Origin of the sequence: Planococcus sp. MB-3u-03 (assembly GCF_002833405.1) — a bacterium.
Taxonomy (GTDB): Bacteria; Bacillota; Bacilli; order Bacillales_A; family Planococcaceae; genus Planococcus.
On the sequence record NZ_CP025135.1, the window covers coordinates 1,990,040 to 2,011,992 of the forward strand.

The 21,953-nt window shown below is 49.4% G+C and carries 19 protein-coding genes and 5 pseudogenes; all 24 read right to left on the reverse strand.

Features of this window, described 5'->3' with window-relative positions; all coding sequences use genetic code 11:
* Positions 1-7 precede the first annotated feature (7 nt).
* The 24 genes and pseudogenes from topA to fapR all read right to left on the reverse strand — a co-directional run bounded on the left by topA (position 8) and on the right by fapR (position 21,866).
* Positions 8-2,077: a type I DNA topoisomerase gene (topA, locus tag CW734_RS11285; RefSeq protein WP_101190526.1), complete on the reverse strand. Its 2,070-nt coding sequence runs from the start codon at positions 2,075-2,077 to the stop codon at positions 8-10.
* Positions 2,078-2,186: 109 nt separating this feature from the next.
* Entirely contained in the window at positions 2,187-2,666 is a 480-nt protein-coding gene (locus tag CW734_RS19035) for a DNA-processing protein DprA (protein ID WP_232787037.1), read from the reverse strand.
* 53 nt (positions 2,667-2,719) lie between these two features.
* On the reverse strand, positions 2,720-3,073 hold the full coding sequence (locus CW734_RS19040; RefSeq protein ID WP_232787038.1) for a DNA-protecting protein DprA: 354 nt from the start codon (positions 3,071-3,073) through the stop codon (positions 2,720-2,722).
* 84 nt (positions 3,074-3,157) lie between these two features.
* Positions 3,158-3,901 (reverse strand): hypothetical protein, encoded by a 744-nt coding sequence (locus CW734_RS11295; RefSeq protein ID WP_101190527.1) that lies wholly within the window; start codon positions 3,899-3,901, stop codon positions 3,158-3,160.
* A 154-nt stretch (positions 3,902-4,055) separates the two neighbouring features.
* Positions 4,056-4,958 (reverse strand): succinate--CoA ligase subunit alpha, encoded by a 903-nt coding sequence (gene sucD / locus CW734_RS11300; RefSeq protein ID WP_101190528.1) that lies wholly within the window; start codon positions 4,956-4,958, stop codon positions 4,056-4,058.
* An 18-nt stretch (positions 4,959-4,976) separates the two neighbouring features.
* Entirely contained in the window at positions 4,977-6,137 is a 1,161-nt protein-coding gene (gene sucC, locus CW734_RS11305; RefSeq protein ID WP_058383573.1) for an ADP-forming succinate--CoA ligase subunit beta, read from the reverse strand.
* Positions 6,138-6,258: 121 nt separating this feature from the next.
* The gene (locus CW734_RS11310; protein ID WP_101190529.1) at positions 6,259-7,029 is read right to left on the reverse strand and encodes a ribonuclease HII; all 771 of its coding nucleotides are present in this window, start codon (positions 7,027-7,029) and stop codon (positions 6,259-6,261) included.
* Positions 7,030-7,084: 55 nt separating this feature from the next.
* A pseudogene (gene ylqF, locus CW734_RS11315) lies at positions 7,085-7,958 on the reverse strand (ribosome biogenesis GTPase YlqF).
* An 11-nt stretch (positions 7,959-7,969) separates the two neighbouring features.
* On the reverse strand, positions 7,970-8,527 hold the full coding sequence (gene lepB, locus CW734_RS11320; RefSeq protein ID WP_101190530.1) for a signal peptidase I: 558 nt from the start codon (positions 8,525-8,527) through the stop codon (positions 7,970-7,972).
* 196 nt (positions 8,528-8,723) lie between these two features.
* Complete coding sequence (gene rplS / locus CW734_RS11325; protein ID WP_058383570.1) at positions 8,724-9,068, reverse strand: 50S ribosomal protein L19; 345 nt, start codon at positions 9,066-9,068, stop codon at positions 8,724-8,726.
* A 135-nt stretch (positions 9,069-9,203) separates the two neighbouring features.
* Entirely contained in the window at positions 9,204-9,932 is a 729-nt protein-coding gene (gene trmD, locus CW734_RS11330) for a tRNA (guanosine(37)-N1)-methyltransferase TrmD (protein ID WP_101192183.1), read from the reverse strand.
* Positions 9,932-10,447: a ribosome maturation factor RimM gene (gene rimM, locus CW734_RS11335; protein ID WP_101190531.1), complete on the reverse strand. Its 516-nt coding sequence runs from the start codon at positions 10,445-10,447 to the stop codon at positions 9,932-9,934. The genes trmD and rimM overlap by 1 nt, the downstream gene beginning before the upstream one ends.
* A 62-nt stretch (positions 10,448-10,509) precedes the next feature.
* Positions 10,510-10,743: a KH domain-containing protein gene (locus tag CW734_RS11340; protein ID WP_101190532.1), complete on the reverse strand. Its 234-nt coding sequence runs from the start codon at positions 10,741-10,743 to the stop codon at positions 10,510-10,512.
* A gap of 12 nt (positions 10,744-10,755) precedes the next feature.
* Complete coding sequence (gene rpsP / locus CW734_RS11345; RefSeq protein ID WP_058383567.1) at positions 10,756-11,028, reverse strand: 30S ribosomal protein S16; 273 nt, start codon at positions 11,026-11,028, stop codon at positions 10,756-10,758.
* Between the two features lie 92 nt (positions 11,029-11,120).
* Positions 11,121-12,470: pseudogene (gene ffh / locus CW734_RS19435) on the reverse strand (signal recognition particle protein).
* 31 nt (positions 12,471-12,501) lie between these two features.
* Positions 12,502-12,823 (reverse strand): annotated as a pseudogene (locus CW734_RS20055) (putative DNA-binding protein).
* 45 nt (positions 12,824-12,868) lie between these two features.
* Positions 12,869-13,883, reverse strand: a pseudogene (ftsY, locus tag CW734_RS11360) (signal recognition particle-docking protein FtsY).
* Positions 13,884-13,894: 11 nt separating this feature from the next.
* Positions 13,895-17,437 carry a chromosome segregation protein SMC gene (smc, locus tag CW734_RS11365; RefSeq protein ID WP_101190534.1) on the reverse strand — a complete coding sequence of 1,181 codons (3,543 nt, stop codon included), beginning with the start codon at positions 17,435-17,437 and terminating at the stop codon, positions 13,895-13,897.
* Positions 17,438-17,444: 7 nt separating this feature from the next.
* Positions 17,445-18,198: pseudogene (gene rnc, locus CW734_RS11370) on the reverse strand (ribonuclease III).
* 139 nt (positions 18,199-18,337) lie between these two features.
* Entirely contained in the window at positions 18,338-18,574 is a 237-nt protein-coding gene (locus CW734_RS11375) for an acyl carrier protein (protein WP_058383561.1), read from the reverse strand.
* 40 nt (positions 18,575-18,614) lie between these two features.
* On the reverse strand, positions 18,615-19,361 hold the full coding sequence (fabG, locus tag CW734_RS11380) for a 3-oxoacyl-[acyl-carrier-protein] reductase (protein ID WP_101190535.1): 747 nt from the start codon (positions 19,359-19,361) through the stop codon (positions 18,615-18,617).
* On the reverse strand, positions 19,358-20,296 hold the full coding sequence (fabD, locus tag CW734_RS11385) for an ACP S-malonyltransferase (protein WP_101190536.1): 939 nt from the start codon (positions 20,294-20,296) through the stop codon (positions 19,358-19,360). Before fabD ends, fabG begins: the two co-directional genes overlap by 4 nt.
* The gene (plsX, locus tag CW734_RS11390) at positions 20,293-21,285 is read right to left on the reverse strand and encodes a phosphate acyltransferase PlsX (protein WP_101190537.1); all 993 of its coding nucleotides are present in this window, start codon (positions 21,283-21,285) and stop codon (positions 20,293-20,295) included. The genes fabD and plsX overlap by 4 nt, the downstream gene beginning before the upstream one ends.
* Positions 21,282-21,866, reverse strand: a complete 585-nt coding sequence (gene fapR, locus CW734_RS11395) for a transcription factor FapR (RefSeq protein WP_101190538.1) — start codon at positions 21,864-21,866, stop codon at positions 21,282-21,284. The genes plsX and fapR overlap by 4 nt, the downstream gene beginning before the upstream one ends.
* Positions 21,867-21,953: the final 87 nt, after the last annotated feature.

The window sequence follows — 21,953 nt, forward strand, 5'->3', positions numbered from 1 at the left end:
TATATAATTATTGAACTTCTTCTTTGTAGTCGCATGCCGTGCAATTGATCTGCACGCCTTTTTTCACTTTCTTTTCCACCATCAAGCTGCTGCATTTCGGGCAAGGACGTTCGATCGGCTTGTCCCAAGACACGAATTCACATTCCGGATAGCGTTCGCAGCCGTAGAATACACGGCGCTTCTTGCTTTTCCGCTCGACGATCTCGCCTTCTTTACAAGTCGGGCATTTGACGCCGATATGCTTGACGATTGCTTTCGTGTTGCGGCATTCGGGGAAGTTGCTGCAGGCCATGAACTTGCCGTAGCGCCCAAGTTTGAACACCATCGGCGAACCGCATTCCTCGCAATCTTCTCCAGCGGGCTCGTCTTTGATCTGGACTTTCTCCATTTCATTCTCCGCCACTTCGAGATCTTTGGCGAACTCTTTGTAGAAGACATCGATGATTGCGCGCCAGTCGACTTCACTTTCTTCGATGCTGTCCAAATCGTTTTCCATTTTCGCGGTAAACTCAATATTCAAAATGTCCGGGAAGAAATCACGCACCAATTGATGGACGATTTCCCCAAGTTCGGTCGGGATGAAACGCTTCGCGTCCAATGCAACATAGCCGCGCTTTTGAATAGTATCCAAAGTCGGCGCATAGGTCGACGGGCGGCCTATTCCGAGCTCTTCCAAAGTACGCACCAGGCGCGCTTCCGTATAGCGCGGAGGCGGCTGGGTGAAATGCTGGTTCGGCGTAATTTCAGTCGCTTTGACTTTATCGCCTTCCTTCATTTCCGGGAGGATATTGTCTTTTTCTTCTTTTTTATCGTCGGTCCCTTCAATATAAAGCTTCATGAAACCAGGAAACTTCACTTGAGAACCGTTGGCACGGAAAATTGCTTCACCGTTTTGCAGCTCTGCCATTACCGTATCAAGGACAGCGGGTGACATCTGGCTCGCTACAAAACGATCCCAGATCAATTTGTACAAGCGGTAAAGGTCGCGGGACAAAATGCTCTTCAGCGATTCCGGCGTGCGGTGTACGGTAGTCGGGCGGACAGCTTCGTGGGCATCCTGCGATTTTTGGGATTGTTTCGCTGCAGGCTTCTGCGTCACATATTCTTCGCCGTATTTATCAAGGATAAAACCGATCGTATCTTGCTTGGCCGATTCGGAGATCCGCGTGGAATCCGTACGCATATACGTGATCAAACCGGTTACGCCTTCTTTCCCGACCGAGATCCCTTCATAGAGCTGCTGGGCGAGCATCATCGTTTTCTTGGCACGGAAATTCAGCTTGCGTGCTGCTTCCTGCTGGAGAGAGGATGTGGTGAAAGATGGGGAAGGATTGCGTTTGCGTTCTTTTTTGACAACGCTCTTCACAAGGAAATCCTTGCCTTTCATCGTAGCCAGGACGGCTTTGACATCTTCTTCATTGGAGAGCTTCAGTTTCTTTTCGGGAGTTCCGTAAAACTGTGCCTCGAATATTTTTTTCGCTTTTTCGAATTCGCCTGTAATCGACCAATACTCTTCAGGTTCGAAATTCTTGATTTCGTTCTCGCGGTCGATGATGAGGCCTAATGCAACCGATTGAACACGGCCGGCCGACAAGCCTTTTTTTACTTTTTTCCATAGGATCGGGCTAATGCTATAGCCGACAAGACGGTCTAGGATGCGTCGCGCCTGCTGGGCATCGACCAAATCCATATCCAATTTGCGCGGTTGCTTGAATGCATCTTTTACTGCGTCTTTCGTAATTTCGTTGAACACTACGCGGCAATCCGAATCGACGTCCACCCCGAGCGCGTTCGCTAAATGCCAGGCGATCGCTTCACCTTCTCTGTCGGGGTCAGCCGCGAGAAAGACTTTTTTCGCTTTTTTCGCTTCTTTTTTCAGATCCTGTAAAATCGGGCCTTTTCCGCGAATCGTGATATAGCGGGGCTCGTAATTGTTTTCGACATCTACCCCCATCTGGCTGCGCGGCAAATCGCGCAAATGGCCGAGAGAGGCTTTCACTTTATACTTTTTACCCAAATACCGTTCAATTGTCTTCGCCTTTGCGGGCGATTCGACAATCACCAAATAATCCGCCATTCATACTCCTCCTCATAGAGGTCTCTTCAAATTGTGTAAAGAATCACCTGATGCAAAATGTATAACAGTTTTTGGCTGATTGCAAGGCTTTTCGTCGAAGCGCCAGTTTTCAGCTTCTCAATTGGCGGTATTCTTCCAGCACTTGAGCCCCGTTCCAGACGGGTTTTGCGCCTTCTGCAATTAATTTATGAGGGCCGGCGGAAAGCGGGGAAAAGATATCCCCAGGAACGGCGAAGATATCTTTACCGTGGTCCAATGCGTGCTCAATGGTGCTTAAAGTTCCGCTTTTCACTTCTGCCTGCGTGACGATGACCCCCTTCGACAATCCACTGATGATGCGGTTGCGCATCGGGAAATTCCACTTTCTAGGGGGCATATATGGTGGATATTCACTCACCAGCAATTGAGTTTCTTCTATTATAAAGGACAGCCCATCGTTGACTTTCGGGTAGCGGTGCAAAAAGCCACTCCCTATGACGGCAATGGTTTTGCCGCCGGAATCGATGGCACATCGATGCGCCATCGCATCTGCTCCTTTCGCCAAGCCGCTGACGATGACGAAGCCTTCTGCCAGTAAAGGCGGAAGCAATTGTTGAATAACCGATTGCGAATAGCTGTCGGCTTTTCGCGAACCGATGACCGCTATTTTTCAGGTGCATCCAGCAAAGCGCAATCGCCTTTCAAGTAAAGTACAGCGGGCGGGTCGATCAATTCTTGCAAAGAGGATGGATAAAGGGGATCGCGATAAACAAGGGGGCAGATTTGCTGTTGGCCGTAGATTTTTAGAAATGGGGTGTTGGCATAGTGGAGGTATGAGCGCTTCAAGGCATTCGCTTTCTCCAAGGGGATTTTCATCGTTTCTGCAAGGTCGACGGGGCTTCGAAAACGCAGGTATTCAAGGTCCGGGTCATCTTTCATCAGGGGAGACAAGCGGTTCAAAGGCTTTGGGTACACATAATGCAAGGCAAGCAAACGTTGAGTGAATTCATCATTCATGACAATCCTCCTCCATTAAAGGTCAGCGCAAAAAAGCTGCGCCTACACTTATCATAGAGCTTCAGGCACAATCCGTAAATATTTTTAAAAACGGATTTGCCCTTTATTGCGATGTGTATAACGTTTATCGTAATGTTCATGGAATTGTTCGACTGCTTTCAACTCCACTTTCCCTTGGGCTTCCTTTTCAAATGCTTGGAAAATGATGCGTACAAAATTTCCCCGGCGCTCATCGCGCAGCTCATCATCTCCCATCATTTCACGGAAAACCCCGGCTTCAATTTCTTTCAACACACCGGCAAAATACGAACTATGGTGGATCAATTCAGGGATGCTATCGGGCGCATCGTTCTGTAATTCCTCATGGCAAATACACCACACTGCCAATTGTTTCTCAAGCAGCCTGGCTTCCCGCAGCAAAGGGTTCGATTGTGCCAGCACATCCTTTAAAATTCCGTTCGAAAAATCAAGATACCAAAACAAGAACTTGAGCATATCGAGCTGGCTGTTTTGTGCAGCTTGTGCCAAATCCTCTAACCGGTCCAGCGCATCATGGCGGTCAAAGCGCCGATATTCCCGGGCGAGGCTCTGTCGATAAATCCCATCCACCAACTTTTCCCTGTCTATAGCAGAAAGCGGGCCTTTTCCCAACACTTCCAACTGGTAAAATCCTATCACATCCGGTAGAAACGGCACGATGAATTCATCCATGATCGTCTGTTCTTTTAGTTCCTGCTTCTTGCTTTTCGTCCGATTGTTCGCCATCTTCATTCCAGAGACTGCAGCGATCGCCCCTGCTGCTATCCCCAAGACCCATTCTGCTTCCATTCCGTGCCCTCCTACTTGCGCATGATGCTATTCATTCCATTATAGATGAGGATTGGCAAAAACTGCTGCATAATCGCTCGAATTCTTTCTACTGATTGCCAGAAAACAAAAAAATCCCCGAAGCATCTAAAAAGATGCTTCGGGGATCCGTGTATTAATGAGTTTTACAAGCGTCGTAAAGGCCTTTTTCCTTGATCACTTTGATCAAAGTTTCACCAATGACGGATGGTGTGTCTGCAACTTCAATTCCAGCAGCGTTCATTGCTTTAATCTTGTCTGCAGCAGTCCCTTTACCTCCGGAAATGATCGCACCAGCGTGGCCCATGCGTTTTCCTTCTGGAGCCGTTTGGCCGCCGATAAAGCCGACAACAGGTTTCGTCATGTTTGCTTTAACCCATTCTGCAGCTTCTTCTTCAGCTGTTCCGCCGATTTCACCGATCATGACAACCGCATACGTATCTTCATCTTCGTTGAATTCTTTCAATACATCGATAAAGTTGGTTCCGTTGACCGGGTCTCCGCCGATACCAACAGCTGTTGATTGGCCAATACCTTCTTCAGACAATTGGTGAGTCGCTTCATACGTCAATGTACCAGAGCGAGAAACAACGCCGACATGTCCTTTTTTGTGAATGTATCCAGGCATAATGCCGATCTTACATTCGTCCGGAGTGATGACACCCGGGCAGTTCGGGCCGACAAGACGTGTTTTCTTGCCTTCCATATAACGCTTCACTTTGACCATATCCAGTACCGGAATATGCTCAGTGATGCAGATTGCCATATCCAACTCAGCTTCTGTTGCTTCAAGAATTGCGTCAGCAGCAAAAGGAGCCGGCACATAAATTACAGATACATTAGCACCTGTTGCTTCAACGGCATCTTGAACTGTGTTGAATACAGGTACGCCTTCTACTTCAGTTCCGCCTTTGCCTGGTGTTACACCCGCAACAATTTTCGTTCCGTATTCAAGCATTTGCTTTGTATGGAAAAGGGCAGTTGACCCTGTAATTCCCTGTACAAGCACTTTTGTGTCTTTATTAATGTATACGCTCATTTTTGTCCCTGCCCTTCTTTAGCCTACAAGTTCTACGATCTGTTTCGCGCCATCTGCCATAGTGCCAGCAGCTACGATGTTCAGACCTGATTCGTTCAGCAGTTTTTTACCGATTTCTACGTTTGTGCCCTCAAGACGGACGACAAGCGGCACTTCCAGGCTGACTTCTTTAGCCGCTTGGATAACACCTTCCGCAATGATGTCACACTTCATGATCCCGCCGAAAATGTTAACGAAGATTCCTTTAACATTCTTATCGGAAAGAATGATCTTGAATGCTTCCGTTACTTTCTCAGCAGTGGCACCGCCCCCAACGTCAAGGAAGTTAGCGGGTGAGCCGCCGTAATAGTTAATCGTATCCATTGTTGCCATAGCAAGGCCGGCACCGTTAACCATACAGCCGATGTTTCCGTCCAAAGAGATGTAGCTCAAGTCATACTTGGAAGCTTCGATTTCTTTAGCATCTTCTTCATCGTAATCGCGCATTTCCATGATGTCCTGGTGACGGTATAATGCGTTTGCATCGAAGTTGAACTTCGCATCCAAAGCTACTACCTGCCCGTCGCCTGTAACGACCAATGGGTTGATTTCAACGATTGCTGCGTCTTTCTCTACATAAGCCTGATAAAGGCCAAGCATCAATTTCGCGGCTTTGTTGACAAGCTTAGCCGGGATGTTCATGTTGAATGCCATGCGGCGAGCTTGGAAGCCAGTCAAACCGACAACAGGATCGATTGCTTCATAGAAGATACGCTCCGGTGTGTTTGCTGCCACTTCCTCGATGTCCATTCCGCCTTCTTCTGATCCCATCAAGTTGACTAGGGAAGTTTCACGGTCAAGAACTAATCCAAGATAGTATTCTTTTTCGATGTTGCTGCCCGCTTCGATGTAAAGGCGTTTAACTTCTTTGCCTTCTGGGCCTGTCTGATGCGTTACGAGGACCTTGCCAAGCAATTCCTTCGCGTACTCACGCACTTCGTCCAAGTTTTTCGCCAGCTTGACGCCGCCTGCCTTGCCTCGTCCACCTGCGTGGATTTGGGCTTTAACAACGACAACATCCGAACCAAGTTCTTTCGCTGCTTTGACTGCTTCTTCAGGTGAAAAAGCAACATGGCCTTCTGGTACTGATACGCCATATTGTTTCAGGACCTGTTTTCCCTGATATTCATGGATATTCATCTGTCATCCTCCAATCAAACATCTGTCTCTTAATTTTATTGCCTCTACCATTGTATTAAAGTTGCCATAGAATGTCCACAGCTGACAGCCACTCTGCATAAAACTTCGAATTTTCTATCTCTTACGGTCTTTGGGCCATCGATTTCACTGGCTCAAAGGTCTTGCGGTGGATTGGGCATGGGCCATGCGCTTCAAGCGCCGCGAGATGGTCTTTCGTACCGTATCCAGCATGCTTCGAAAAGCCGTATTGTGGATACATCTCGGCGTATTCATCCATTAGATCATCCCTGCCGGTCTTCGCTAAGATCGACGCGGCAGCGATGCATAAACTTTTTGCATCGCCTTTGATGATTGCTTCAGAAGGCATCGGAAGCGTCAGTTTCATGGCATCAGCCAACACGACATCAGGTGCCGTGCCCAAACTGATTGCTGCTGCTTCCATCGATTGTTTTGTCGCCTGGTAAATATTCAGCCGGTCGATAGCTTCAGGCGGCTGGATATGGACTGACCAACTGATCGCCTGTTGTTTGATGAGCTGCGCTAATTCGTTGCGCTTCGCTTTCGCTATTATTTTCGAATCGTCCAATCCGATGAATGCGCTGCAATCTTCCGGCAAGATGACGGCCGCCGTTACGACCGGTCCAGCAAGTGGCCCGCGTCCTGCCTCGTCGATGCCGGCGACGAGCGCATCTGCCTGCGCCTTGAACTGCCGATCGAAGCCCTGCTTTTCTTCCAAGTTCCGCAGCAAGGAAAGTTTTTTGTCGAAACGGCGCTGCCAGGAGGCGAGCAATTGCTGGACGCTTTTGCGTGAATCGCTTTTCAACTCCTCCATCCATGGCTCGAATGTTTCTGCCTGCAGTAATTTTTCCTTGATTGATGCTGTCGTCTCCAAGTAGCCACTTCCTTTTCGCAAAGAAATAGCGGGCCCTGTTTGAGGACCCGCTGTGTTATGCCAATTCGTCTTGTTCCTCAATCATTTCATCCCGGTAATCGAACGTGATGCACCCAAGATGCTGGTTGCGGATGTCGCGGATGATGATCTCGGCTGTCATTTCATAATCGACTTCGTTGTCCGGGCCGATCATATAGCGTTTTTGCCGATATGGTCGAAAGTCTTTACCAAGTCTTCATCGATATGATCAATGCCGTAACGGTCCATCAAACGGTCCGGATACCGCTTTTCCAAAATTTCAGCGCATAGATCGCCAATTCCTGCATTTGGATGACCGAATCTTTGATTGCCCCCGTAACCGCAAGTTTCTGGCCGGTCTCCTGGTCCTCAAATTTCGGCCAAAGAATCCCTGGTGTATCGAGCAATTCGATTTCCTTGCCTACTTTGATCCATTGCTGCGCTTTCGTGACGCCCGGCATATTGCCGGTTTTCGCCAAGCTTTTCTTGGCGAGGCGGTTGATCAATGTCGATTTCCCGACGTTCGGGATGCCGACAATCATGGCTCGGATGGCGCGCGGCTTAATGCCTTTCGCTTCCATACGGTCCCATTTCTCCTTAAGAATCTCCTTCGAGGCTTTGGTGACTGCCTGAAGCCCTTTTCCTTCCAAGGAATTAATCGCTACGGCGCGTGTGCCTTCCCGTTCGAAATGCTCGATCCATTTTTTTGTTTCCCGCTCGTCTGCCATATCCATTTTATTGAGGATGATGAGGCGAGGTTTTTGCTGGATCACTTGGTCGATCATCGGGTTGCGTGATGACAACGGCAAGCGTGCATCCACCAATTCAAAGATGATATCCACCAACTTCAGTTTTTCTGTTACTTCCCGGCGCGCTTTCGCCATATGTCCGGGAAACCATTGAATCGTCATGAAACCACTCCTTATTTTACGATGCCGGCTTCATCCACCGGCCAAAAAACGAAATTCGTATTGCCGATCACTTCATCGATCGGCACCAGCCCGATGTGGCGGCTGTCTTTACTCGCCCTGCGGTTATCCCCCATGACGAATACATAGCCGTCCGGGATGGTGGAATAGCTGGTGATATCCTCAAGCACAAAATCTTCTGTCAAGGTGCCGGTAATGCCTGTCTTGTACTGGTCAAGATAAGGTTCTTCCACTGCTTCTCCATTTATAAAGAGCTGGTCTTCCTCATAGGCAACATGGTCGCCCGGCAATCCGATGACCCGCTTGATATAGTCTTTTTGTTCTGGCGCATGAAAAACGATGATGTCAAATCGATCCGGTTCGCCGATATTATAGCCGATTTTGTTGACGATCATCCGGTCTCCGTGTTCAAGAGTCGGCATCATCGATTCCCCGTCCACCACAATGGGTGTGAATAGGAAAAACCGGATAATTGCCGCAAGGCCGAACGCGATCAATAGAGCTTTGGACCATTCCCACACTTCATTTTTCTTTTTCCCTTCAGCTTCCATGCGTGTTCCTCCCCGCGCTTAATGCTCTAATTGTACAGCGAAACAGGGTGTTTAGCAAAGAAAAGAAAAGCTATCTGTCTGCATTCCTTATGCCCTTGGCGCCATGAAAACGGCACATTAAAAGGCCCAGGCGATGGGCCCAGGCCTTTTAAATGCAAAAGAAGAAGGCTTAACGCCTTCTTCCTTGTTTGCGATATTAACGGATTTCTTTGATACGAGCTGCTTTACCGCGTAGGTTGCGCAAGTAGTACAATTTAGCACGACGTACTTTACCACGGCGAGTAACTTCAAGCTGAGCGATTTTCGGTGTGTGTACAGGGAATGTACGTTCAACACCTACCCCGTAGGAGATTTTACGGACAGTGAATGATTCACTGATTCCGCCTCCGCGACGGCTGATAACGACTCCTTCGTATACCTGGATACGTTCGCGAGTTCCCTCGACAACTTTCACGTGGACGCGAACAGTATCTCCTGGACGGAAATCTGGAAGATCCGCACGAAGTTGTTCTTTAGTGATTTCAGCAATGATGTTTTGCATGTTTTTTCTCTCCTTCTACAGATGCTCTTGCACGCTGGAATCTTTGCAGCGGAACACCGTGATTCGTGTACTTTACATAAAAGTACATTCTCCATACTATCACTTTGCTTGTCCGGCTGCAAGAGCTATCCTGATTTATTTTTCGGCTTGTAAACGAGCCAGTATGTTTTTCTGCTTATCGCTAAGTTCGACATGGTCGAGAAGGTCCGGACGGCGTTCGAATGTACGCTTCATTCCTTGCTCTTCCCGCCAATCTTCAATTTTAGCGTGGTTCCCAGACGTCAAAACGCTTGGGACAACCATCCCCCTGAAGTCAGCTGGCCGCGTGTAATGCGGATGCTCCAGGAGGCCGGTCGAAAAGGAATCGCGGACCGGAGAATCGCTATTGCCAAGAACACCCGGGAGCAGCCTTACGACGCTGTCGATCACGGTCATGGCCGCCAACTCCCCGCCAGTCAACACAAAATCGCCGATGGAGATTTCGTCGGTGACCAGATGTTCGCGGATGCGTTCATCATAGCCTTCGTAATGGCCGCAAATGAAGACCAGTTCCTCTTCACGGGCAAGTTCTTCCGCCTTTTTCTGCGTAAAGCGCTCGCCTTGCGGGCACATCAAGATGACGCGCGGCTTCTTGCCGTCATTTGTGATGCTTTCGACCGCATTGAAAACCGGTTCGGGTTTCAGCACCATGCCAGCGCCCCCGCCGAACGGGTAATCATCCACTTGGCGCTTATTGTCGGCAAATTCGCGGATGTCGACAACCCCTAAAGTTACCGCACCTTTGTCCTGCGCTTTTTTCATGATCGAATGCTGGAACACCCCTTCGAACATGGGAGGAAAAAGAGACAACACTTGGATGTTCATCATGATAAAAGGCCATCCAATACATCGATGGTGATTTTCTTTTCATCGATATCGACTTCTTTGACCACGTCTTCGATATAAGGGATATAATGCTTTTTGCCTTTTGCCGGCGTTACTTCCCAGACATCATTGGCACCTGTCTCCAAAATCTCGGTCACTTCGCCAATTTCCTCGCCTTCAATAGAAAACACTTGGCAGCCGAGAATTTCGTGATGGTAAAAAGCGCCTTCCTCCAAATCGCCGAGATCGTGTTCAGCGATTTTCAGATAGCCTTCCTTGAAAGGTTCGACATCGTTGATGGTCGGGTAGCCTTCAAAAGATAAAAGATTGAAGTTTTTATGGGTACGGTGGCTCGCCACTTTCACCATGATCGGCTTTTTCGCACCCGCTGTAAACAAGCCAAGCTTATTGCCGATCGCAAACCGTTCTTCCGGGAAATCGGTACGGGACATCACGCGCACTTCACCGCGGATCCCGTGGGTATTGACTATTTTTCCTACGTTAAACCATTCCACGCACAAACACCCTTCCTGTATTTTTTCCTGAAAAAAAAGGAAGGAACCGGGGCTCCTTCCTTTCAATCCACAATATCAAGGTACGTTTTCTTCTTATGATAATTTCCTGCTGCTGAATAGACGACAGAGCGTACAGCTTTCGCCACACGTCCTTGCTTGCCGATCACTTTCCCTGTATCGCTTTGATGCACGGAAAGCTTGTAGACGACTCGGTTAGTATTTTCGTCTTTTTCAATACGAACTGCTTCCGGATAATCAACTAGCGGCTTGACGATCGTTTCAATCAGCTGCTCCATAAGAACGCTCCCTTACTTGTTTAGTTTTTCGTTATGGAATTTCTCCATAATGCCGTTCTGAGAGAACAAGTTGCGTACTGTGTCAGATGGTTTAGCGCCATCGTGAAGCCATTTCAACGCCAATTCTTCGTCGATTTTAACTTCAGCTGGAACTGTCAGCGGGTTGTAAGTACCTACTGTTTTGATTTGACGGCCGTCACGTGGAGCACGTGAATCAGCGACTACGATACGGTAGAAAGGAGACTTTTTAGCTCCCATACGTTTTAAGCGAATTTTTACTGCCATTTTATAAAGCACCTCCGAATAGTTTCACACAAGATATTATATTAGCAAGCTTTAAAAGGTTTGTAAAGTATTTTTTCTTAACACTACCAAATTTACTTGAAAAGCGAGTCCAGGCCTGGCATCGACATCTTTTTCTTGCCCTTTTTGCCGGCCATTCCGGACATTTGTTTCATCATTTTCTTCATGTCTTCAAACTGCTTGAGCAGCCTGTTGACATCTTGGATGGACGTTCCGGAACCGCGGGCAATCCGTTTTTTACGGTTTGCATTGATGATTTCGGGAGTCGTCTTCTCCTGGACCGTCATCGAGCGGATGATCGCTTCGACACGCCCCATTTGGCTCTCGTCCACTTTGGCGTTTTCGAGGCCTTTAATTTTACCCGCGCCTGGGAGCATCTTCAAAATTTCATCGAGCGGCCCCATTTGCTTCACTTGATCCAATTGCTCAAGGAAATCATCGAAAGTGAACGAAGACGTACGGAATTTCTCTTTAATTCCTTCGCCTTGGCCTCATCGACGTTCGTTTGCGCTTTTCAATCAAGGAGAGCATATCGCCCATGCCGAGTATGCGGGAAGCCATGCGCTCTGGGTGGAATGGTTCAAGCGCGTCCATCTTCTCGCCTGTACCGATATACTTGATCGGTTTTCGGTGACGGTACGGATCGACAATGCCGCACCGCCGCGCGTATCGCCGTCAAGCTTCGTCAAAACGACCCTGTGATGCCGATTGCGTCATCGAAGCTCTGCGCCACGTTGACTGCATCCTGGCCGGTCATCGCATCGACGACGAGGAAAATTTCATCCGGTTCTTTGATCGAACGGATATCTTTCAATTCCTGCATCAATTGCTCATCGACATGCAGGCGGCCCGCCGTATCGATGATGACCGTATCGAGATGTTCCGCTTTAGCGTGTTCGATCGCTTCACGGGCGATATCGACAGGGTTTGCTTCCGTGCCTTTGGAGAACACCGGCAACGATAATTGTTTGCCGATCGTCTCGAGCTGGTTGATCGCAGCCGGGCGGTAAACGTCCGCTGCGACGAGCAATGGCTTGCGATTATTCTTTTGCGGAGCACGCCTGCAAGCTTACCGGTCGTCGTTGTCTTACCGCCCTTGCAAACCGACCATCATGATGACGGTTGGTTGGCGTGTCGCAAATTCAATTTTGCTTTGTTCGCCGCCCATTAATTCAGTCAGTTCATCTTTGACGATTTTACGACTTGCTGGCCTGGCGTCAAACTCTCCATCACTTCAAGTCCGACAGCGCGTTCGCTGACTTTCTTGATGAACGATTTGACGACTTTCAAGTTGACATCCGCTTCGATCAAGGCAAAGCGGACTTCGCGCATCATCTCTTTTACGTCTGCTTCGGACAATTTCCTTTGCCTTTGATTTTGGTCATCGTTCCTTGCAAGCGTTCAGATAATCCTTCAAATGCCACTATTACCGCCTCCTAGTCCCATTCCTTCAATTCATCCAAAACTTCTGGACATTGTCATCAGTGAATGGCTGTTTTCAAAAGTCGAGACGAGTTGCTGGCGCCGCTGGAATTTCTCGAACAGCTGCAACTTCTCCTCATATTCTTCAAGCATCGCTTCGGTCCGGCGGATATTGTCGTACACCGCTTGGCGGGTGATTTCATACTCTTCGGCAATTTCGCCGAGCGAATGGTCGTCCAAATAATACAAGCTCATATAGCTGCGCTGTTTGGGCGTCAGCAGCTCTGATAGAAATCAAAAGATAGTTCATTCGTGTCGTTTTTCCAGTCCCATCAATGACGCTCACCCCATTCATACTCCTGTATACCATACTGAATCCCGAAGCCTCCGTCAAGTAATTTTACTTGTCTGAGCCCATTTCTTCCTGCTCTTCCCGGTCCAAGCCTTCGGCAAATAAACCGTAGACGTATTTTTGTGGGTCGAACGGCTGAAGGTCATCGAGTTTTCACCGAGCCGATGAATTTCACCGGGATATTGAGTTTATTGCGGATGGCCAGGACAATGCCGCCTTTTGCGGTTCCGTCGAGTTTCGTCAAGACGATGCCTGTCACTTCCGTCACCTCTTTGAAGGTTTGGGCTTGGATCATGGCGTTTTGCCCTGTCGTCGCATCAAGTGCAAACAGCACTTCATGAGGCGCTCCTGGAATTTCACGGGCAATGACACGATGGACTTTCTGCAATTCATTCATTAAATTGACTTTATTCTGCAGGCGGCCTGCCGTATCGCAAATTAAGACGTCGATATTGCGCGATTTCGCGGCCCGCACGGCGTCGTACATGACTGCTGCCGGGTCGGAGCCTTCGCTTTGCTTGATGGTTTCAACGCCGACGCGCTGCCCCCACACGTCGAGCTGGTCGATCGCTCCGGCGCGGAACGTGTCACCCGCTGCGAGCATGACGGACTTGCCTTCATTTTTCAGGCGCTGTGCCAACTTCCCGATGGTCGTCGTTTTTCCGACGCCGTTGACGCCGACCATCAAGATGACGGTCGGGCCGGATTCGGCAAAGGTCAATTCGCTCAATTCCTGATCGCCTGCCTCATAGATTTCGACAAGCTTTTCGGAAATGACCGACTGCACGTTGGAAGTGTCTTTGACATTCTGGCGCTGCACTTCATAACGCAGTTCTTCCATCAGTTCGATGACCGTCTCAAAGCCGACGTCGGCTTGCAATAGCACTTCTTCCAATTCTTCGAAAAAGTCTTCGTCGACTTTGCGGTAACGAGCGACCAAATCATTGATCTTTGACGTGAAGCCGGTCCGCGTTTTGCTTAAGCCTTCGCGGTATTTCTCAGTTGATTGTTCTTCTTCTACACTGTTGCTGAATTTATCTTTCAATTTCTTAAAGAAACTCATCGAATCACTCCTTATTTGATGTCTTCCTGCAGTTTCACGGAAACCAGTTTGGAAATGCCGGATTCCTGCATCGTGATGCCGTATAGCACATCAGCGCCTTCCATCGTGCCTTTGCGGTGGGTGATGACGATGAACTGTGTGTCTTCACTGAATTTTTTCAAGTACTGACTGTAACGCACGACATTCGATTCATCAAGCGCTGCTTCGACTTCGTCAAGAACACAGAACGGCACGGGGCGCACTTTCAAGATGGCGAAAAGTAAAGCGATCGCCGTAAGCGCCCGCTCTCCACCAGACAACAAGCTCAAATTCTGCAGCTTCTTGCCTGGCGGCTGTGCGATGATATCGACGCCCGTCATAAGGAGATCCGATGGCTTAGTCAAAACTAGGTCCGCAGAGCCTCCGCCGAACAATTCGCGGAATACATGGCGGAAATGGCTGCGGATGGCGTGGAATGTTTCGTCGAAGCGCAAAGTCATCTCTTCGTCCATTTCCTCGATCAAGGTGCGGAGCGTATCTTTCGCTTCATTCAGGTCATCCCGCTGCTCGCTCAGGAAGCGATGGCGTTCTGCGACATGTTCATATTCCTCGATGGCGCCGATATTGACGCTGCCGAGTTCTTCAATCGATTGCTTGAGAAGCTTCACTTGCTTTCTGACAGTGGCTTCCTCGCCTTCTAGCGGGTAGCTGCTTGCCGCTTCAAGATTCATCTCGTAATGATCCTCGAGCTGTCCGAGGAGTCCCTGCAATTGAACTTCAAGGCGCGTCGTCTTCACTTCACAAATGCGCACGGCTTCTGTAAAGCCTTTATGGATGCGGGTTTGTTCGCGCAGCTGCTGTTCTTCTTCGTCGAGCGCGTGCTGCAGCTTTTGGCGCTCTTTTCGGGAGGCATCGACGGTGGTGTTTGCTGACTTCCGTGCAGCGGACCATTTTTCAATTTCTGCCTCGATTTCTTCATCCGAAAAGCTTTTGGAAGCTTCATCTGATTGAATCCATTCCAGCTCGCGTTCAAGCTCCCCGAGCCTGTTGCAGCTGGCTGTGCGGCGTTCCAATAGTTCGTCCACTTGCGCAGTGAGCTGCTGGATGCGCTCTTTGCGAACTGCCATGTCTGATTTGAATTCGGCGAGTTTCGCCAGCAATTCGCCTCTGGCCGTTTCTTTTTGCTGCTTGAAACCGGTCAATTCCTCGATTTCGCCATTCAAGTCTTCCAGTTCGCTTGCGATAGCGGACATGCGCTCAGCTGCCTCGTCCCTGCGTGAAGCAAGTCCGGAAAGATCCTGCTTGGTCTGCTGTTCAGCACGGAATAGCGCAAAGCGGCTGTCGGTCGTTTTCCATACCGCTTCGATTTCCCGCAGATGAATCGCGCTTTCCGCTTCAAGTTCCCTGTAGCGCTCTCCTTCTGTGCGAAGCTGCTCCAATTGCTCTTTCGCGATTTCTGCACGTGATTGCAATTCACGAACTTTCTGTTCGGCTTCTGCAATCGTGCCTTGAAGTTCAGCTGCCTGTTGTTGCAATTGTTCCAGTTCTGCCTTTCTCGTAAAGAACGAGGCCTGGTTTTTCGTCGCGCCGCCTGTCATGGAACCTCCGGCATTGATGACATCACCATCCAATGTCACGACACGGTACCTATGACCGATTGCTTTGGCTATCGATGTAGCGCCTTCAAGATCTTTGGCTACCACAACATTGCCAAGCAGGTTTTGGAAAATCATCGCATATTTTTCGTCATAGCTGACAAGCTGTGCGGCGATATCCACGAATGCCGGATGCGCCGAAACCGATTGCACCACTTGCTGGGAAATCTGCCTCGGCTTCATGACCGTCATCGGCAGGAACGTGGAACGCCCTGCGCGTTTCGTTCTCAGAAAGCGGATCGCTTCGCTGGCACTTTTTTCATCACTCGTGACGATGTGCTGGCTGGCTGCGCCGAATGCCGTTTCGATCGCTTTTGCGTAGGGCTTTTGGACATCTGCCAACTCTGCCACAGCGCCGATGATGCCATTTAGTTCGTTGCGCTCTCTTGCCTGCAAGACTTCTCGCACACCATGAAAGAATCCGGAGTAATCCGCTTCCAAGTCCTGCAAAGTCTCGATGCGGGCTGATAGCTGTTTATGGGATTGGTACGCCTGGAACAATAGGGATTTCTTATGGTCGTAATCCGCGGCTAATTGTTTTGCGCCGGTTTCCTGTTCTTTAAAATGTTGGCGTTTGAGCTCAAGGTCCGCATGGATTTCTTCGTATGCTTTTTCCGCTTGCTGTTTTTCTTTCAACAGGCGCGCTAGTTCCTTTTCGAAGGATTGTTCTTGCGCAGCGATGCGGCCGCTCGACTCCGTCATTTGCTGCTGTTGGAAATCGATGTTTTTCAGTTCGTTTTTCAGCCCTGCCTGCTCGTTCATCAATTCGATATAAAGGGATTTCTTCGCTTCAATTTCATTGTCGATATCGGCAGGTGTCAAGTTCAATTGCGCTTCTAGCTGCTGAATCGACTTGCGGGTCTTCTGCTGCTCCATTTTCTGCTGTTCGAGAGAAGCGCTTTGTTCCGCATGGCGCTGTTCAAGCTTGGCTGTTTCCTCGCGCTCGGCCTTGATGGACTCTTCCAATGCCTGGCGCTGGCGGTCTGCATTATGCTTTTTCTCGGACATGAGCAATTTGCGGCCTTCCCATTTTTCGGACTCTGAGCTAGCTTCGACCAGCGCCGCTTGTGCCGCGTCGATTTTTTTATCCAGCGCATGCACGGATCGCTTCGAAGCGGCTATCAATTGTTCCGTTTCCGAAATTTCACCCGCTAGCCGCTGTTCTTCCGCTGCGTGCTGCAAAGCTTCTTGCGACAACTCGGAAAGTTGTGCCTTCAATGCATTGGCATCGTGTGCCAACAGCGCTATATCCGCGTCTTTCAATTGTGCGCTCATGTCGAGATAATCGCGTGCTGCGGATGCTTGCATTTGCAGCGGCTCCATTCGTCCGTCGAGTTCATGCAGGATATCCAGCACACGGTTCAAATTCTCGTCTGTTTCATTTAATTTGAACTCGGCTTTCCGCTTGCGCTGTTTGTATTTCAATACGCCAGCCGCTTCTTCGAAAATGGAACGCCGCTCGTCCGCTTTGCTATTGAGGATTTCATCGACTCGACCTTGGGAAATGATGGAAAACGCTTCCTTGCCCAGTCCCGAATCCATGAACATATCGGTGATATCTTTTAATCGGCATGGCTGTTTGTTCAGCAGATAGGCACTTTCCCCACTGCGAAAAACCCTTCTCGTTACGCTGATTTCGCTGTAATCGAGAGGGGCTTTGCCGTCCGTATTATCCAAAACTAATGTGACTTCCGCAAAATTAAGCGCTTTCCTCGAATCGCTTCCGGCAAAAATCACGTCTTCCATTTTTGCCCCGCGCAGCGATTTCGCGGATTGCTCGCCGAGCACCCAACGGATCGCATCGGTTACATTGCTTTTGCCGCTGCCATTCGGCCCGACAACGGCGGTAACGCCAGGGACGAAATCGATGCCGACACGGTCAGCGAACGATTTAAACCCGATTACTTCCAATCTTTTCAAAACATGTTCAATCCTCCGCTGTTTCCTGCAATTTAAGGATGGCAAGCTGCGCTGCCTTCTGCTCCGCTTCTTTTTGGAGCGCCCGTCGCCTAGGCCCAGTTCCTGGTCGCCCAAGGAAACGCGCGTCACAAAATCCGGCTATGTGCAGGACCCTTTTCTTCGATGATTTCATAATTCAAGGTACCGGTATTCTTCTGCTGCACCAGCTCCTGCAATTGGCTTTTATAATCCATCGCATGAGAAAAAGCACCGACTTCCACTTTCGGGAATAGCACTACCTCTAAAAAGGCCACGACCTTCTCCAGTCCCTGATCCAAATAAAGCGCCCCGACGAATGATTCGAAAACGTCCGCAAGAAGTGCCGGGCGCGTTCTGCCCCCTGTCAATTCCTCGCCTTTGCCGAGCAGAATGTATTTGCCGAAGCCCAGTTCGTTGGCGAATAGGACAAGAGACGGCTCACATACGATCGATGCGCGAAGTTTGGTCAGTTCGCCTTCAGCCATTTCGGGATATTTCATATAGAGGAAATGCGATACCGACAATTCCAATACGGCGTCGCCTAAAAATTCCAGGCGCTCATTGTCCGTGAATTGTCTTCTTCGATGCTCATTCACATAAGATGAATGGGTAAATGCCTGCTGCAGAAGGGCAGGTTGTTCAAACTGGATGTCCAGCTCTTTTTGCAATTGCTCAAATGCCTGTTTTGCGCTTTCATTAAGCGCCATTTGTTTGGTGTGTTTCGGTTTTCGTTTCATCGCCATTTTTATCTGCCTTCCTCTATTGTTCTCTTGTTGATTTTACCTGTTTTTCGGGCATTGTGCAAAAAGAGAATTGACGCACAGCTAGGCTGTGCGTCAATCTTTTGTGCTATCAAGCTGGGACGGATCCCGTTTATTCAACTTAAGCTTGTTTTTTTTCGATGTAAGTTACTGCGTCGCCTACTGTTGACATTCCTTCTGCATCTTCATCGGAAATTTCCATATCGAATTCGTCTTCTAGCTCCATGACCAATTCAACTACATCCAATGAGTCTGCTCCAAGGTCGTTTGTGAAAGATGCTTCAGGTTTCACTTCGCTCTCTTCCACACCAAGACGATCTACGATTACTTTGGTTACTCGCTCCAATACTGTTGACAATGCCGTCACCTCCCCTCAAATCAGTATACATAATTGTGAACTACATGACCATGCCGCCGTCCAGATGCAAAGTCTGGCCGGTTACATAACTTGCTTCATCCGAAGCCAAGAACAATGCCGCATTCGCCACATCTTCCGGCGCCCCGAAACGGGCAAGCGGAATTTGGGCAAGCATGCTCGATTGTACATCATCGCCGAGCTTTTCCGTCATGTCGGTCGTGATGAATCCAGGAGCGACTGCATTTGCCGTAATGCCGCGGCTCGCAAGTTCCCTCGCTGTCGTCTTCGTCAAACCGATGACGCCCGCTTTCGCTGCTACGTAATTCGCTTGTCCTGCATTGCCCATGACGCCGACAATCGAGGCGATATTGACGATGCGCCCCGCGCGCTGTTTCATCATTTGGCGTGTCACAGCTTTCGTGCACAGGAAAACACCTTTCAAGTTCGTGTTGATCACGTCATCCCATTCGTCTTCTTTCATGCGCATCATCAAATTATCGCGCGTGATGCCGGCATTATTGACGAGGATATCGATTGAGCCGAATTCCTTCATCGCCGCATCCGCCATCGCTTTCACTGCATCGGCATCTGCGACATTGGCCTTGACGGCAATGGCTTTGCCACCTGCTTGTTCGATCTCAGCTACGACGGCTTCTGCCTTGTCCTGGCTGCCGCTGTAGTTGACGACGATATTTGCGCCTTCTTCAGCAAAGCGCCGTGCGATGGCAGCTCCGATACCGCGAGATGCCCCTGTAACGATGGCTGTTTTTCCAGTTAATTTGCTCATGTTGTCAACTCCTCTACCGCTTTTTCGAATGACGCCAGGTCATGGACCGGAATCACTGTGACCGAACGGTCGATTTTCTTCACCAAGCCGCTCAACACCTTGCCAGGACCAACTTCGACAAAGGTGGTAACGCCAAGGTCGATCATCTTCCGCACCGATTGTTCCCATAGAACAGGCGAGTACAATTGATGGATCAACATGTCCTGCAATTGCGTCGCGTTTGTTTCCGGTTCGGCTCTAAAATTCGTCACGACAGGAATTTTCGCATTAAGCAAGAATGAATCACTCAGCACTTTTGCCAAGTCATGGGACGCGGAGCGCATCAATTCCGAGTGGAACGGGCCGCTGACATCGAGCGGGATGGCACGCTTTGCACCGCGCTCTTTCGCCAACTCACACGCTTTTTCCACGCCTGCTTTCGTTCCGGAAATAACGATTTGACCAGGACAGTTCAAGTTTGCCAATTGGACAACTCCTGCGCTATGGGTCGCATCATCCGTCACTTCCTCCAGCTTGTCTGCGTCCATTCCCAGAATGGCGGCCATTGCGCCTTCACCGGCAGGGACTGCTTCATTCATGAATAATCCGCGCTTGTGGACCACTTCCACCGCTTTCGGAAATTCCAGGACATTCGAAGCGACAAGGGCACTGTATTCACCAAGGCTATGCCCAGCTGTATAATCCGGACGAACGCCTGCACGAATCAGTCGTTCCGTAATCATCGAGCTGACTGTCAAAAGCGCTGGCTGTGCATGATAAGTCAAGGTCAATTCTTCTTGCGGGCCTTCGAGCATCAATTTCGACAAACCCATACCAAGCACTTGGTCGGCGCTTTCGTAAAATTGGCGGCTCTTATCATCTTCCAGAAAGCTTTCGCCCATGCCCACTGTCTGTGAGCCTTGCCCAGGATAGATAAATGCGATTTGCTTTCTCATGACGATTGTTCCTCCTTCAAAGTGCTGTAAATCTTGCCGGCCACATCATGCTCGACCATCGTCCGCGCCTGGCGGATGGCGTTATAAAATGCGGTGCCATTGGATGAACCGTGCGCTTTGATGACCGGCGCCTTTAGCCCGAATAATCCTGCACCGCCGTATTCGCTGTAATCCAACATGCCTTTTAACGCACTCAAATCATTTTTCACGAGCATCGCCGCAATTTTGGTTTTGGTTGAAGCCATAAAGACATCTTTGATCATCGCGAATACATTCATCGCAGTCCCTTCGATCGTCTTCAATACCATATTGCCGGTAAAGCCGTCCGTGACGACCACATCGGCGGCGCCGTTCAACAAGTCACGCGACTCCACGTTTCCGATGAAATTGACGGGCGCTTCTTTAAGCAGCGGAAATGCCGCTTTCGTCAGTTCATTGCCTTTTTTCTCTTCTGTTCCGATATTCAGCAAGCCGACTGTCGGATTTTGAACGCCGCGTACTTTTTCGGCGTAAATGCTGCCCATGATGGCGTATTGCACAAGGTGCTCCGGCTTGGCATCGGCATTGGCGCCGAGGTCCAGCATGAGAAAGCCTTTTCCGTCCATCGTCGGCAAAGTCGGTGCAAGCGCCGGGCGGTCGACACCGTCGATGCGGCCGACGATAAACAAGCCAGCTGACATAAGGGCTCCTGTATTGCCGGCAGATACTGCCGCGTCCGCGGTTCCTTCTTTGACCGCTTCGGCCATACGGACCATCGATGCATCTTTTTTGCGTCGCACCGAACGGACCGGATCGTCTTCCGATTCGATCACTTCAGCGCAATGGATAATGGTCAAATGGTCTTGCGGTTTTATGTATTCGTCAATTTTGTCCTGTTGCCCGTAAAGCAAAATCTCCACGTCGCTGAACGCTTCGAGTGCTTGTTTGACACCTTCGATAATTTCTTTCGGGGCGTTGTCCCCGCCCATTGCATCAATCGCTATTTTCACGAATTGTCACCTTCACTTTGTTCAGTCATGCGGTACATTTCAAATGTCCCGATAAAAACTACTGCCTGGTCAACCGTCGACACCACTTTGACAAATGCGCGGTGCTTTTGCGGCTGCCTGTCGGTCACTTGCGCTTTCGCGACGACCCGCTGCCCGGCTTTAACCGGCTTCAAAAATTGCAATTCCGATTTCACCGTCAACGCCAATTCCTCGTTCATCACCGCTACCGCCAAGGAATTCGCCTGTGCAAACAGATGATGCCCCCTGGCAATTCTATTGCGCTGGAAAACGTGTTCCGGCTTGACATCAAAAATCGAAATGGCTTTATTGTCCAATTCTATATCGATAATCTCGCCAATCACTTCGTCAATCGGCAAGGATTTCACTTCATCATCAAAAGTCTTCTCGGCAACATGTTTAATGCGCTCCCGAAGTTCAGGAATCGAAAGCTCCATCCTGTCGAGACGGATGGTCTGGACACTGACCCCGAACTCGGCCGACAATTCTTCATCGGTAACGAACGGATTGTATTTGATAGAGGATTTCAGCGCAGCCTGCCGCTCTTTTTTAGGTTTTCTCACTATGTCACCGCCCGCTATTAGCACTTGGTACTAATATGAGTATATAAACAACAAAAAAAGAATGCAAGGAAAATCGGTCTCCCTGCA

Bases quoted from the DNA above. Each gene is read 5' to 3' on its own strand.
- topA (WP_101190526.1), bottom strand. From the start codon at position 2,077: ATGGCGGATTATTTGGTGATTGTCGAATCGCCCGCAAAGGCGAAGACA.
- CW734_RS19040 (WP_232787038.1), bottom strand. From the start codon at position 3,073: ATGAATGATGAATTCACTCAACGTTTGCTTGCCTTGCATTATGTGTAC.
- CW734_RS11295 (WP_101190527.1), bottom strand. From the start codon at position 3,901: ATGGAAGCAGAATGGGTCTTGGGGATAGCAGCAGGGGCGATCGCTGCA.
- sucD (WP_101190528.1), bottom strand. From the start codon at position 4,958: ATGAGCGTATACATTAATAAAGACACAAAAGTGCTTGTACAGGGAATT.
- sucC (WP_058383573.1), bottom strand. From the start codon at position 6,137: ATGAATATCCATGAATATCAGGGAAAACAGGTCCTGAAACAATATGGC.
- lepB (WP_101190530.1), bottom strand. From the start codon at position 8,527: ATGGAAGCTGAAGGGAAAAAGAAAAATGAAGTGTGGGAATGGTCCAAA.
- rplS (WP_058383570.1), bottom strand. From the start codon at position 9,068: ATGCAAAACATCATTGCTGAAATCACTAAAGAACAACTTCGTGCGGAT.
- trmD (WP_101192183.1), bottom strand. From the start codon at position 9,932: ATGAACATCCAAGTGTTGTCTCTTTTTCCTCCCATGTTCGAAGGGGTG.
- CW734_RS11340 (WP_101190532.1), bottom strand. From the start codon at position 10,743: ATGGAGCAGCTGATTGAAACGATCGTCAAGCCGCTAGTTGATTATCCG.
- rpsP (WP_058383567.1), bottom strand. From the start codon at position 11,028: ATGGCAGTAAAAATTCGCTTAAAACGTATGGGAGCTAAAAAGTCTCCT.
- fabG (WP_101190535.1), bottom strand. From the start codon at position 19,361: ATGAGCAAATTAACTGGAAAAACAGCCATCGTTACAGGGGCATCTCGC.
- fabD (WP_101190536.1), bottom strand. From the start codon at position 20,296: ATGAGAAAGCAAATCGCATTTATCTATCCTGGGCAAGGCTCACAGACA.